Source organism: Dyella sp. 2YAF14, assembly GCF_052114725.1.
Lineage (GTDB): Bacteria > Pseudomonadota > Gammaproteobacteria > Xanthomonadales > Rhodanobacteraceae > Dyella.
Genome location: NZ_JBFRFH010000009.1, coordinates 1 through 13,106, shown reverse-complemented (window position 1 = coordinate 13,106; position 13,106 = coordinate 1). Strand labels below are relative to the sequence as shown.

Sequence of the window (13,106 nt, the reverse complement as noted above, 5' to 3'; positions counted from 1 at the left end):
GGACGAGGCGCGCATGACGCGCCTCGTCGCCCGCCGCTCAGTCGAATTCGCGCCAGTGCAGACAGGCGCGGATGCATGAAAAAAGCAACATCAGCGCGATGACGGTAAAGCACGACATCATGAGGTAACTCGTCCAGAAGAAGGCTGGATCGAACGTCATGGAGACGTAGCGATCACTGTCGTAATGCCTGCGGCCGCTGATATCAGTGAATTGCGTGCCTTGGCAGCGCTTCATGAGGCATCGGATGGCGCCAGACGAGAGCACCCGGTAAGAAATCCAGCTCAGCGGGCCGAGCATCGTGGTCGCCACGAGCATGCCCATCAGCACGCCGCTGCGGAACCCGGGGAACGGTTTCTTCCTTTTCGCGTATCCACGCGATTCATTGACGAGCGCGATGACGACGGTGATGACGGCAATGGCGATCATCTGCCACGGCGCCAGCGCGTCGCCGTTCAGCGCTATGCGGTAGGGATGAAACGCGTCCACCATCCACTGTGGGTCGGGCTTGGGCATCATGTCGTCCTTGAACACGCGGGGAGTTCAAGAACGAGTATGGCTTGGGGTGTCGCCTCAGGAAAGGCCCGCCCGGCGCCGTCGATCGGTGAAGTGGGAGTCGCGGGCCGTGCGCGAAAAATCAGAAGCTGCGTTGCACCGAATAATCTGCCAGCGTCGCCATGGCGTCGCGCCACGGCGAATCGGGCAGGGCGCGCAGTGCATCGCGTGCGGCGTCGGCGTGCATCACGGCGCGTTCGTGGGTGCGTTCGAGCGCACCGGAATCGCGGATGGCGGCGATGATGCGGTCGAGCGAATCGAGGCCGCCATGTTCGATGGCGTGGCGCAGCGACTGCTTCTGTTCGGCATCGGCGCGCTGCAGCGCATAGATCAGCGGCAGCGTCGGCTTGCCTTCGGCCAGATCGTCGCCGATGTTCTTGCCCAGGGTGCCGGCGTCCGAGGTGTAGTCGAGCAGGTCGTCGGCGATCTGGAAGGCGTAGCCCAGCTGCATGCCGTAGCGGCGCAGGGCGGTGCACTGCTCCACCGGCAGCCCGCCGAGCAGGCCACCCAGCTCGGTGGCGGCGGCGAACAACACGGCCGTCTTGCGTTCGATCACATTGAGGTAGGCAGCTTCATCGACGTCGGCGTTGCCGATGTTGAGAAGCTGCAGCACCTCGCCTTCGGCGATGGTGTTGGTGGTGTCGGCCAGGATGCGCATGATGCGCATGTCATCGAGTTCGACCATCATCTGGAACGAGCGCGAGTAGAGGAAGTCGCCCACCAGCACGCTGGCCGCGTTGCCCCACAGGGCGTTGGCAGTCTTACGGCCGCGGCGCAGGTCCGATTCGTCCACCACGTCATCGTGCAGCAGGGTGGAGGTATGGATGAACTCGATGACTGCGGCCAGCTTGATGTGATGCTCGCCGTGGTAGCCGGCAGCGTTGGCCGCCAGCACGTGCAGCATCGGGCGCAGACGCTTGCCGCCGCCGGCAATGATGTGGTCGGCGATCTGGTTGATCAGCACCACGTCCGACGACAGGCGTTGGCGGATCAGGGAGTCGACCCGGTGCATGTCTGCAGCGGCGAGCCCTCGAACGGCGGCAAAGTCGGCAGAGCGGCGGGTGTCGGCTTGGGTCGTGGTCATGAGGCAGTCATAGCGTCGTATCACGGGATTATAGAGAGAGTTGGGCGCAAGAAACCGCCGCGACACGGCACCACGGTTGGTTTTTTGGGGTCAAACGTATAATCGGTGACTCATGCGACCCTTTTAAGAAGCCCCGGTGAGCAAACTCTCCCCACTTGAACGACGCAGCGCGCTGACCCTGGCCTGTGTGATCAGCCTGCGCTTGTTTGGCCTGTTCCTGATCATGCCGGTGTTTTCGCTGTACGCGCAGCAGATGCCGGACGCCACGCCGTGGCTGATCGGGCTGGCGCTGGGCGTGTATGGCCTGGGGCAGGTCCTGCTGCAGATACCGCTGGGCCTGTTGTCGGATCGCATCGGCCGCAAGCCGGCGATCACCCTGGGCTTGCTGGTATTTGCCGGCGGCGGCCTGGTGGCGGCCATGTCGCACGGGCTGCTGGGCATCGTGATCGGACGTGCCCTGCAGGGCATGGGCGCGGTGGCGGGTGCGGGCACGGCCCTGGCCGCCGACCTGACGCGCCATGAAAACCGCAGCAAGGTCATGGGCATCATCGGCGTATCCATCGGCGTGGCGTTTCTGCTGGCGCTGATTCTCGGTCCGCCGCTGGAAGCCGTGGCCGGCCTCTCCGGCCTGTTCGCGGCCACTTCCATCCTGGCCCTGGCGGCGCTCGTGCTGCTGTGGCTGATCGTGCCCACCCCGGAGCGGGCGTCCGCGCCGGCAGCAGCCAGCTGGGCCAGTGTTTTGTCGATGTTGCGTGATGGCCGCATGCTGGTGCTCAACGGGTCGGTGTTCTTTCTGCACATGTTGTTGACGGCCAGCTTCGTGGGCTTGCCGCTGCTGTTGGCCAACCGACTGCATTTGCCGGTGAATCGTCATTGGGAGCTTTATCTGCCGGTGATGGTGATCGCGGCCTTTGTGCTGGGCGCCTGCCTGCATCGCATGCGCGATCTCGCGCAAAGCCTGAACCTGGTGGCTGTATGTGTCGTCGCGACCGGGTTGGGGTTGCTGGGATTTGGCCTGTCCGGCGATCACGTGGCGGTGTTGGGGGTGGCGGCGGCGGTGTTCTTCTCCGCCTTCAATCTGCAGGAAGCGGCGCTGCCCAGCCTGGTCTCGCAATTGGCGCCCGGCTCGATGCGCGGTGCGGCGATGGGCGCGTATTCGACCAGCCAGTTCCTGGGCGCCTTCGTCGGTGGCGCGGTCGGCGGCATCGCGCTGGGCCGGCTCGGCACCGATGGCGTATTTCTTTGCGCGGCGGCGCTCACCCTGGTCTGGCTGCCGCTGGTGCTGCTCGGTGCCCGTCATATCGAGGCAGGCCGGGCAGGTCTGGATGCGGCCCCTGCTGCCGGCGGCGCGTAACTCGGCCACGGATGCTCAGAGATGCGGCGGCGTTCCTTGGCATCGGATCGCCCGGCAGTGTATGACGTCGGGCTGATGTGACGGGGCGGCCGAGCTCGCCGTCGTCGCGCGATCTGTCCATCGACGAGGCCGCCCATGTCTGCACGCCCATCCCGCCTATCGCGTCTTTACGCTGTCACGGCCCTCGCCGCGATGACGAGCTTTTACGTAGGCCACGCCACGGCCCAGGAGATCAGCCGCGGCGATCGCTACTCGGGCAACACCTGGGCCTCGCGTTCGCCGGTGATCGCGCAACACGGGATGGCCGCGACCGAGCAGCCCCTCGCCTCGCAGGTCGCCATCGATATCCTCAAGAAGGGCGGCAGCGCGGTGGATGCGGCGATTGCCGCCAATGCCGCGCTTGGCCTGATGGAGCCGGTGCTCAACGGCATCGGCGGTGACTGCTTCGTGATCGTGTGGGATCCGAAAACGCGCAAACTCTATGGCTATAACGGCTCCGGCCCGTCGGCCAAGGGGCGCGACCTGGCCAGGATGCAGGCCGAGGTGAAGGCAGCGTATGCCAAGGCCGGCATGCCGGCGAAGGATCACATTCCTTCAGTGGGTTCGCTGCCTATCACGGTGCCCGGTACGGTGGATGCGTGGTTTGCGCTGCACGAGAAGTTCGGCAAGCTGCCCATCGCCGAGGATCTGGCGCCCACCATCGCCTACGCGAAGGACGGTTTTCCGATCACCCAGCTGGTGGCCAAGTACTGGAAGGGCAACTTCGCCGCGTTCGAGCGCGAGAAGGGCTTGATCGAAGAATTGGACAACGCCCGCCACACCTATCTCATCGACGGACATACGCCAGCCGAAGGCGAGGTGTTTCGCAATCCCGATCTCGCGCGCACGCTCAGCATGATTGCCGAAGGCGGTCGCGATGCGTTCTACAAGGGCGCCATTGCCCACACCATGGATGCCTATTTCAAGCGCATTGGCGGCGACCTGCGTTACGACGATTTTGCGGGCTACCACGGCGAGTGGGTGACGCCGCAGTCGGTGAACTATCGCGGTGTCGACGTCTACGAACTGCCGCCGAACGGGCAGGGTTTCGCGGCGCTGGAAATGCTGCAGATACTCAAGGGTTTCGACCTGCGCAAGATGGGCGTGGGCAGCGCCGATGCCATCACCGCCATGCTGGAAGCCAAGCGCCTGGCCTATGAAGATCTCGCCAAGTTCTACGCCGATCCGAACTTCGTCAAGGTGCCGATGAAGGGCCTGATTTCCGAAGCCTATGGGGAGCAGCGGCGCAAGGAGATCCATCTGGATCACGCCAACCCGTCGATCGGTCCTGGCGATCCGCGCCTGTTCAATGGCGACACCACGTATTTCGCCACCGCGGACAAGGACGGCATGATGGTGTCGATCATCCAGTCCAACTATCGCGGCATGGGCTCGGGCCTGGTGGCCGACGGGCTGGGCTTCATGTTCCAGGATCGCGGCGAGCTGTATTCGCTCAAGCCCAAGGCCGCCAACGTGTACGCCGCGGGCAAGCGGCCTTTCCACACCATCATCCCCGGCTTTGCCATGAAGAATGGCGAGCCGTGGCTGGCCTTCGGCGTGATGGGCGGCGACATGCAGCCCCAGGCCCATGTGCAGGTGCTGACCAATATCATCGATTTCGGCATGAACGTGCAGGACGCCGGTGATGCCGCGCGCTGGCGCCACTACGGCAACGCCGAACCCACCGGCGAGCCCTCGCTGGGCATCGGCAAGGTGGAGATGGAATCGGGTTTTGACGCTGGCGTGAAGGCCGAATTGACACGACGCGGCTATATGATCGAAGCGGGTACGGGCAATTTCGGCGGCTACGAGGCCATCATGTTCGACCCGAAGCAGCGGGTGTACTGGGGTGCCACCGAAATGCGCAAGGATGGCGAGGTCGTCGGCTACTGAGGCTGAGATCGGGTCAGCCTGTTCAGACGAAAAATCGATTGTTTTTACGAGCGCCGGCCCCAATGATGGAGGGGCCGCAAGATGTCATCGGTCGAGGTTTGCCATGGCCCACCACATCATCGAGCTGATCGCCCAATACGGGCTGCTGCTGGTATTCGTCAACGTGCTCATCGAGCAGGCGGGCGTGCCGTTGCCGGCCGTGCCGACCATGATCGTGGCGGGCGCTTTGGCGTCGACCGAGCGTCTGCCGCTGACCGGTGTGGTCGCCGTGGCGGTGCTGGCCTGCCTGCTGGCCGACTACGCCTGGTATGCCGCAGGCCGCTATTTCGGTGGCGGCGTGATGCGCACGCTGTGCCGGATCTCGCTGTCGCCCGACTCCTGCGTGAAGCAATCGGAACTGCGCTTCCAGCGCTGGCGCGGCGGCGTATTGCTGCTCGCCAAGTTCGTGCCGGGTCTCTCCACCGTGGCGCCCCCACTGGTCGGTGCGATGGGTCTGCGGACGGCACCGTTCGTGTTTTTCGATGGCCTGGGGTCGCTGCTCTGGGTGGGTGTGGCGGTGAGCCTGGGCTATGTGTTCTCGACTCAGATCGATGAGCTGCTGGTCACGCTGGCCAATGCCGGCAGCGTGGCGCTGATGCTGATCGGCAGCCTGCTGGTGCTCTACATCATCATGAAATGGTGGCAGCGCCACCGCCTGATCCGCGCCTTGCGCATGGCGCGCATCACCGTGCAGGAACTCAACGACGAACTCAACAAGGGCCGCAATCCGGCCATCGTGGACGTGCGTTCGGAAGCGGCGCGCATGCTCGATTCACGCATCATCCCCGGCGCCTTGCTGGCCGATGTGAACAGCGTCGACATCATCGTCAACGCCGTGCCGCTCGATGCGGAGCTGGTGATCTACTGCACCTGCCCGAATGAGGCCTCGGCTGCGCTGGTGGCCAAGGCGCTGATGTCGCGCGGGTACAAGCGGGTGCGCCCGTTGCTGGGCGGGCTGGATGCCTGGGATGAGGCTGGCTATCCGGTCAATCGCGCGCCGGCGGCGAATGACGGCGACGTGATTTCCCACGCTGTCTGAGCCTGCCCCTGTAGGAGCGCACCCTGTGCGCGACCGCCGACCATAGGGCGGCCTGTTCGGCCGCGTTCGCGCACAGGGTGCGCTCCCACAGGGGAAACGGCGCCCGAGACGCGCCCGGGCAAATTTTTACGGTTTCTATACGCGGCCGGGTGAATTCGCTACCCCTTTCTTATGCGCTGCTTCCGACAATTTGCACCGTTAACTAAGACGGTGAGTCGGACTTCAATGGACGCCCTTTATCTGCTTTTTTCGATCGTGCTGTTTGCGGCGGCGCTCGGCTTTCTGCTGATCTGCGATCGCCTCGGTCGCCGTCCCTGATCGCCTGTCGTCGCCACGGGCGACGACGTTGCTGGCGCGCGCTTTTCCTGCGGGAGATCCACCTATGAACGCTTTCTACCTCGTGGCTGCCGTGATCGCGGTGGCCTTGACGGGCTACCTGTGCGTGGCTCTGCTCAAGCCGGAGTGGTTCGAATGACCACCTTCGATTTCTTCCAGGTTGTGCTTTTCCTGGCCGTGCTGCTTGTGCTGATCAAGCCGGTCGGCGCATACATGGCCCTGGCGTTTGCCGATACGCCCAACGGCGTCAATCGCGTGGGCGGCAAGTTGGAGCGTCTGCTCTACCGCCTCGCCGGCGTGCGCAGCGATGAGCAGATGGGCTGGCGCCGTTACGCCATCGCCATGCTGGTGTTCAACATGCTCGGCCTGTTTGCGGTCTATGCACTGCAGCGCACGCAGCAGTGGTTGCCGCTCAATCCGCAGCATTTCGATGCGCTGTCGCCGGACCTGGCGATGAATACCGCGATCAGCTTCGCCAGCAATACCAACTGGCAGGCCTACGGCGGCGAAAGCGCCATGAGCTACCTGACCCAGATGCTGGGCCTGGCGGTGCAGAACTTCCTCTCCGCAGCGACCGGCATTGCGGTGTTGCTGGCGGTGGTTCGTGGCTTCACGCGTCGCAGCGCCAACAGCGTGGGCAACTTCTGGGTCGACATGACCCGCACCACGCTTTACGTCTTGGTGCCGTTCTCGCTGGTCGTCGCACTGCTGCTGTCCTCGCAGGGTGTGGTGCAGAACTTCAAGTCCTACGTGGATGTGCCGCTGGTGCAGAACACGACGGCCGTGGAAACGGTGAAGGATGCCGCCGGCAATACGGTGAAGGATGCGGCCGGCAAGGACATGACCAAGTCGACCACGGTCACCACGCAGACCTTGCCGATGGGACCGGCTGCCTCGCAGATCGCGATCAAGCAGTTGGGCACCAATGGCGGCGGTTTCTTCAATGCGAACTCCGCGCATCCGTATGAGAACCCGACGCCTTTCAGCAACTTCATCGAGATGCTGGCGATCTTTCTGATTCCGGGCGGTCTTTGCTACACCTTCGGCAGCATGGTGGGTGACCGCCGCCAGGGCTGGGCGATCCTCGCCACCATGCTGCTTATTTTTATCCCGCTCTGCTTTGGCGCCATCGCCGCCGAACAGGCCGGCAATCCTGCGCTGCACGGCCTGGCCGTGGATCAGCAAGCCTCCGCGCTGCAGGCGGGCGGCAATATGGAAGGCAAGGAAACGCGCTTCGGCATCGCCGCCAGCGGTTTGTTCGCCACCATTACCACGGCAGCCTCTTGCGGCGCTGTCAATGCCATGCACGACTCGCTCACCCCGCTGGGCGGCCTGGTGCCGATGTGGCTGATGCAGCTGGGTGAAGTGATCTTCGGCGGTGTGGGCTCGGGTCTCTACGGCATGCTCGCGTTCGCCGTCGTCGCGGTGTTCATTGCCGGACTCATGGTAGGTCGCACGCCGGAATACCTCGGCAAGAAGATCGAAGCGCACGAAATGAAGATGGCCAGTCTCGCCGTGCTGGTGCCTTGCGCCCTGGTGGTGATCTGCACGGCCATTGCGGTGATGACGCCAGCTGGCGTGGCCGGTGTGTCCAATCCGGGTGCGCACGGTTTCAGCGAAGTGCTGTACGCCGTGTCGTCGGCAGCGAACAACAACGGCAGTGCGTTCGGTGGACTTTCCGCCAACACACCGTTCTGGAATGTGCTGCTGGGCGTGTGCATGTATCTGTCGCGCTTCCTGCTCGCCATCGCCATGCTCGCCATGGCCGGCTCGCTCGCCGCCAAGCGCCACGTACCGCCCTCGGCGGGCACGTTGCCCACGCATACGCCGCTGTTCGTCACCTTGCTTGCCTGCGTCGTGGTGGTGGTGGGCGCGCTCACCTTCCTGCCTGCGCTTGCGCTTGGTCCGATCGCCGAATTCCTGATGTCGGTGCGCTGATCAGCGCCCGAAGGAAGCAAATCCATGACAACGACTCATACCCCTGTCCACGGCGTTCGCAGCTTCGATCGCGACCTGATCCTCAAGGCGATCGCCGATTCGTTCCGCAAGCTCTCGCCGAAGCAGCAGTTCCGCAACCCGGTGATGTTCGTGGTGTTCGTGTGCAGCGTGTTGACCACTTTGCTGTGGGTGCAGGCGCTGACCGGCCACGGCGAAGCGCCGACCGGTTTCATCTTCTGGGTGACCATCTGGTTGTGGTTCACGCTGTTGTTCGCGAATTTCGCCGAGGCCTTGGCCGAAGGTCGCGGCAAGGCGCAGGCCGCTGCGCTGCGTGGCTCGCGCAAGGACGTGGTGGCCAAGCGCCTGTCGGCGCCTTACAAGGACGCGCCGATCACCTATACGCCGTCGACCGAATTGCGCGTGGGTCACCACGTGCTGGTGGAAGCGGGTGAACAGATGCCGGGCGATGGCGAAGTGGTGGTCGGCGCGGCAAGCGTTGATGAGAGCGCCATCACGGGCGAATCCGCGCCGGTGATCCGCGAGTCCGGCGGCGATCGCAGCGCCGTCACCGGTGGTACGCGAGTGCTGTCCGACTGGCTGGTGGTGCGCATCACCAGCAACCCGGGCGAGAGCTTTCTGGACCGCATGATCGCGATGGTGGAGGGCGCCTCGCGTCGCAAGACGCCGAACGAGATCGCGCTTACCATCCTGCTGGCCAAGTTCACACTGATCTTCCTGCTCGCCTGCGCCACGCTGCTGCCGTATTCGATCTACAGCGTGCAGGCGGCCGGCGCGGGCAACCCCATCACGCTGACCGTGCTGGTGGCGCTGCTGGTGTGCCTGATTCCGACCACGATTGGTGCACTGCTGTCGGCGATCGGCATCGCAGGCATGGATCGCATGATCCGCGCCAACGTGATCGCCACCTCGGGTCGTGCGGTGGAAGCGGCCGGCGATGTGGATGTGCTGCTGCTCGACAAGACCGGCACGATCACGTTGGGCAATCGCCAGGCCGTGGCTTTTCTGCCGGCGCCGGGCGTCGATGAACATACCCTCGCCGACGCTGCGCAACTGGCCTCGCTGGCCGACGAAACGCCGGAAGGCCGCAGCGTCGTGGTATTGGCGAAGGAACGCTTCGGCATCCGCGAGCGCCAGTTGGAAGAAGGTCACGCCGAGTTCGTGCCATTCACTGCGCAGACCCGCATGAGCGGCGTCAATCTCGGCAATCGCCAGATCCGCAAGGGCGCGCTGGATGCGGTGGAACGCTACCTGGAATCCAACGGCAGCCACTTGCCGCCGCTGGTCAAGCGCATGGCCGAGGACATCGCCCGCCGCGGCGCCACGCCCCTGATCGTCACCGAAGCCGCCACGGCGCTGGGCGTGATCGAGCTGAAGGACATCGTGAAGGGCGGCATCCGCGAGCGCTTCGCCGAGATGCGTCGCATGGGCATCAAGACGATCATGATCACCGGCGACAATCCGTTGACTGCCGCCGCGATTGCTGCGGAAGCAGGTGTCGATGACTTCCTCGCCGAAGCCACGCCGGAAGCCAAGCTCAAGCTGATCCGCAAGATCCAGGCCGAGAACCGCCTGGTGGCGATGTGCGGCGATGGCACCAACGACGCGCCGGCGCTGGCCCAGGCTGACGTGGCGGTGGCGATGAACACCGGTACGCAAGCGGCCAAAGAAGCCGGCAACATGGTCGATCTCGACTCCAATCCCACCAAGTTGATCGAAGTGGTGGAGATCGGCAAGCAGATGCTGATCACGCGCGGCTCGCTCACCACCTTCTCGATCGCCAACGACGTGGCCAAGTATTTCGCCATCATCCCAGCGGCTTTTGCGACGACTTACCCGGCGCTCAACACGCTCAACGTGATGAAGCTCGCCACGCCGCAGAGCGCGATTCTCTCGGCGGTGATCTTCAACGCGCTGATCATCATCTTTCTCATTCCGTTGGCGCTGAAGGGCGTGAAATACCGTGCGTTGGGCGCCGGTGCGCTGCTGCGTCGCAACCTGCTGGTCTACGGCCTTGGCGGCATCGTCGTGCCGTTCCTTGGCATCAAAGTGATCGACATGTTGCTCGTGCTCTGCGGTCTTGCCTAAGCCCCCTCATTACTGACGCACTACTGGAATCTACGGAGTCTTTGCCATGCAAGTACTCAAGCTTTCTGTTTCGCTGCCCGACGACACCCACCCAGACATGGAGCTTCGTCTCTCATCAGACGACTCCGCCTGCGACGTGGTGATCGCATTGCCGGTGCAGGGTCGCCCGCGCGTTCAAACGCGCGACACCCAGGCGCCGAACAGCGAACAGGACGAATACGTGCTCGGCGGTTACGCCGGCATTTGACGTGAGGCCGCGGCACAGCGGCCCACCCCTCTCTACCCACAGAAAAGGACGGCTCGCCCCGAGCCGGTTTCAGGAACACCCATGATGTCCAAGAAGCTTCTTTCGTTTGCACTGTTGATGGCTCTCGCCCCCGCGGGCGAAGCTGCTGCTGCGGTGGCGCCGGTCGCCGGCACCGACGTGACGCCGGCGGCAGGTCTCGATGACGGCTCGGCCGGTGCGCCGGCGGCTTCCGGCGACGACTGCTCGCAGGGTTTCTTCTCCCGTCTCGGCGCGGCCTATCGCGCCGATGCGCAGCCGGCCGATCCCAATGCGCCCGCCGCACCGCGCCGCGCGATGGACGCACCGCTCGATTCACCGCCGTTTCCCAACAGCGAGTGGCAGCTCGGTGGCGTGCCCGCCCCGATCGGCGTGCCGGTGGCTTACGGCCAGTACCCGCTGCAGAAAGCGCTCTCGTGCACCAAGGTCGGTAATTGGATGAAGCGCAACCGCATCGAGATCAACGGCTGGATCAACCCGTCGGCCAATGCAAGCTCGTCCAGCTTCACGAACTATCCGCTGTCCTACGCAACGCGCCCCAATCGCGTGGAATTCGACCAGCTGGTGTTCAACATCACCCGCGTCGAAGACACCGTGCAGACCGATCACCTGGATTGGGGTTTCAACATCTCCACCCTGTACGGCTACGACTATCACTACACGATCACCAAGGGCGTGTTCAGCAATCAGTTGCTGAACCATCCCAATTCGAATGGTCCGCTGCCGGGCAAGGTCTATGGCATCGATCCGATGCTGTTCTACTACGACCTGTACATTCCTTCGGTGGCAGAGGGCATGGTGGTTCGCGTGGGCCGCTGGTTGTCGCTGCCGGATATCGAAGCCCAGTTCTCGCCGCAGAACTATCTGGTTACCCATTCGATCCTGTACACGGTCGACCCCTATACCCAGACCGGCGTGATGACCACCACCAAGCTCAATAGCCAGTGGACGGTGCAGCTTGGCGTCAATGCCAGCAACGACGTTGCACCTTGGAATCATTCGGCGCGCCCGTCGCTTCAGGCTTGCGTGCGCTGGGTGTCGAAAGACAACAATGACATGCTCTACCCCTGCGTGAACAACTGGAACACCTCGGACTACAACTACAACAACGTGCAGATGTACGTGATGACCTGGGGCCACCGCTTCAGCCAGAGCGTGCACATGCAGACCGAGGCTTACTACATGTACGGCCGCAACGTTCCGGGCTTCGGGCCGGATGGCGAGCCGGGCGTGGTGGCGTCGTCGCCGTATCCGGGCAAGGCGGGCGAGTACGGCGTGGTGAACTACCTCAACTTCGAGTTGAACTCGAGCAACATGATTTCGTTCCGCAACGAGTTCTACAACGACCAGAAGGGCCAGCGCACCGGCTACGCCACCAAGTACAGCAGCCACACGCTGGGCCTGACGCACTGGGTGTCCTCGGACCTGGAGATCCGTCCGGAGATCCGTTACGAGCACTCCTACGACGTGAATGCGTACAACGCCGGCAAGAAGAACTACCAGGCGATCGCGCTGGTTGACGCGATCCTCCACTACTAAGGTGAAACCCATGGCTAAGCTGATTCGCAGCGCCATCGTGATGCTGCTCCTGATGACCGTGATCACCGGCGTGGCCTACCCGCTGGTGGTCACCGGTGTCGCCCAGGTGCTGTTCCCGTCGCAGGCGAACGGCAGCCTGATCGACAGGGAAGGCAAGCCGATCGGCTCCACGCTGATCGGCCAGTCGTTCGACGACCCCAAGTATTTCTGGGGTCGTCCTTCGGCGACCTCGCCGCAACCCAATAATGGGCTGTCGTCGTCGGGCTCGAACCTCGGGCCGACGAATCCGGCGTTGACGGATGCCGTGAAGCAGCGCATTGAAGCGCTGCGTGCCGCGGATCCTTCGAACACTGCAGCGGTGCCGGTGGATCTGGTGACCGCGTCGGGCAGTGGTCTTGATCCGGAGATTTCGCCCGCGGCGGCGGCTTACCAGGTGGCGCGGGTGGCGAAGGTGCGCGGGTTGAGCGAGTCGCAGGTGAGGGCAATGGTGATCATGGCGACGACGGGGAGGCAGTTTGGGATGTTGGGTGAGGCGCGGGTCAATGTGCTTAAGTTGAATTTGGCATTGGATGGGCGGTGAGTCATCACTTCTCCCTCTCCCCACCGGGGAGAGGGCTGGGGTGAGGGGCGGGTGCTCGCGGGAACGTTTCATCTTTGCCGTCGTCCTGGCGCAGGACGGGATCCAGAGTCTCGGTTTCTGGTTGTCGCGTTACCGCCAGCGTGCCGCCTACGACGCAAAGCTAGTCCCTGTGGGACGCGGCGGGCGTTTCGAACGGCTGCCGCCGCTCGAGTCACTTTTCTTTTGCTGGCCCACGCACGCGCAGGAGCGCGTGCGAACGGCGAAGCCGGCCCGAAGGGCGGAGGGCAGGATGCCCGGAGTAAAAGAAAAGTAACCCAAAGAAA

General features: G+C 63.8%; 11 protein-coding genes. 9 read left to right on the top strand and 2 right to left on the bottom strand.

The window, feature by feature from the left end:
• Positions 1–37: 37 nt before the first annotated feature.
• Positions 38–532, bottom strand: a complete 495-nt coding sequence (locus tag AB4Y82_RS13635; protein ID WP_441611403.1) for a hypothetical protein — start codon at positions 530–532, stop codon at positions 38–40.
• A 103-nt stretch (positions 533–635) separates the two neighbouring features.
• A complete protein-coding gene (locus AB4Y82_RS13630; protein ID WP_441604385.1) occupies positions 636–1,637 on the bottom strand; it encodes a polyprenyl synthetase family protein in 1,002 nt (333 codons plus the stop codon).
• A 136-nt stretch (positions 1,638–1,773) separates the two neighbouring features.
• Between AB4Y82_RS13630 and AB4Y82_RS13625 the strand changes: the two genes are divergently transcribed.
• The 9 genes from AB4Y82_RS13625 (at position 1,774) to kdpC (ending at position 12,783) form a co-directional block, all read left to right on the top strand.
• Positions 1,774–2,991: an MFS transporter gene (locus tag AB4Y82_RS13625; RefSeq protein ID WP_441604384.1), complete on the top strand. Its 1,218-nt coding sequence runs from the start codon at positions 1,774–1,776 to the stop codon at positions 2,989–2,991.
• A gap of 192 nt (positions 2,992–3,183) precedes the next feature.
• Positions 3,184–4,923 (top strand): gamma-glutamyltransferase family protein, encoded by a 1,740-nt coding sequence (locus AB4Y82_RS13620; protein WP_441604514.1) that lies wholly within the window; start codon positions 3,184–3,186, stop codon positions 4,921–4,923.
• Between the two features lie 103 nt (positions 4,924–5,026).
• The gene (locus AB4Y82_RS13615; RefSeq protein ID WP_441604383.1) at positions 5,027–6,001 is read left to right on the top strand and encodes a VTT domain-containing protein; all 975 of its coding nucleotides are present in this window, start codon (positions 5,027–5,029) and stop codon (positions 5,999–6,001) included.
• Positions 6,002–6,383: 382 nt separating this feature from the next.
• Entirely contained in the window at positions 6,384–6,476 is a 93-nt protein-coding gene (gene kdpF, locus AB4Y82_RS13610; RefSeq protein WP_121882515.1) for a K(+)-transporting ATPase subunit F, read from the top strand.
• On the top strand, positions 6,473–8,275 hold the full coding sequence (gene kdpA / locus AB4Y82_RS13605; RefSeq protein WP_441604382.1) for a potassium-transporting ATPase subunit KdpA: 1,803 nt from the start codon (positions 6,473–6,475) through the stop codon (positions 8,273–8,275). The genes kdpF and kdpA overlap by 4 nt, the downstream gene beginning before the upstream one ends.
• Before the next feature lie 24 nt (positions 8,276–8,299).
• Positions 8,300–10,381: a potassium-transporting ATPase subunit KdpB gene (gene kdpB, locus AB4Y82_RS13600; RefSeq protein ID WP_441604381.1), complete on the top strand. Its 2,082-nt coding sequence runs from the start codon at positions 8,300–8,302 to the stop codon at positions 10,379–10,381.
• Between the two features lie 46 nt (positions 10,382–10,427).
• Positions 10,428–10,628 (top strand): hypothetical protein, encoded by a 201-nt coding sequence (locus AB4Y82_RS13595; RefSeq protein ID WP_441604380.1) that lies wholly within the window; start codon positions 10,428–10,430, stop codon positions 10,626–10,628.
• Positions 10,629–10,712: 84 nt separating this feature from the next.
• Entirely contained in the window at positions 10,713–12,203 is a 1,491-nt protein-coding gene (locus AB4Y82_RS13590; RefSeq protein WP_441604379.1) for an outer membrane beta-barrel protein, read from the top strand.
• Positions 12,204–12,213: 10 nt separating this feature from the next.
• Entirely contained in the window at positions 12,214–12,783 is a 570-nt protein-coding gene (gene kdpC / locus AB4Y82_RS13585; RefSeq protein WP_441604378.1) for a potassium-transporting ATPase subunit KdpC, read from the top strand.
• Positions 12,784–13,106 lie beyond the last annotated feature (323 nt).

Bases quoted from the DNA above. Each gene is read 5' to 3' on its own strand.
- AB4Y82_RS13590 (WP_441604379.1), top strand. From the start codon at position 10,713: ATGTCCAAGAAGCTTCTTTCGTTTGCACTGTTGATGGCTCTCGCCCCC.
- kdpF (WP_121882515.1), top strand. From the start codon at position 6,384: ATGAACGCTTTCTACCTCGTGGCTGCCGTGATCGCGGTGGCCTTGACG.
- kdpB (WP_441604381.1), top strand. From the start codon at position 8,300: ATGACAACGACTCATACCCCTGTCCACGGCGTTCGCAGCTTCGATCGC.
- AB4Y82_RS13615 (WP_441604383.1), top strand. From the start codon at position 5,027: ATGGCCCACCACATCATCGAGCTGATCGCCCAATACGGGCTGCTGCTG.
- AB4Y82_RS13595 (WP_441604380.1), top strand. From the start codon at position 10,428: ATGCAAGTACTCAAGCTTTCTGTTTCGCTGCCCGACGACACCCACCCA.
- AB4Y82_RS13630 (WP_441604385.1), bottom strand. From the start codon at position 1,637: ATGACCACGACCCAAGCCGACACCCGCCGCTCTGCCGACTTTGCCGCC.
- kdpC (WP_441604378.1), top strand. From the start codon at position 12,214: ATGGCTAAGCTGATTCGCAGCGCCATCGTGATGCTGCTCCTGATGACC.
- AB4Y82_RS13620 (WP_441604514.1), top strand. From the start codon at position 3,184: ATGACGAGCTTTTACGTAGGCCACGCCACGGCCCAGGAGATCAGCCGC.
- kdpA (WP_441604382.1), top strand. From the start codon at position 6,473: ATGACCACCTTCGATTTCTTCCAGGTTGTGCTTTTCCTGGCCGTGCTG.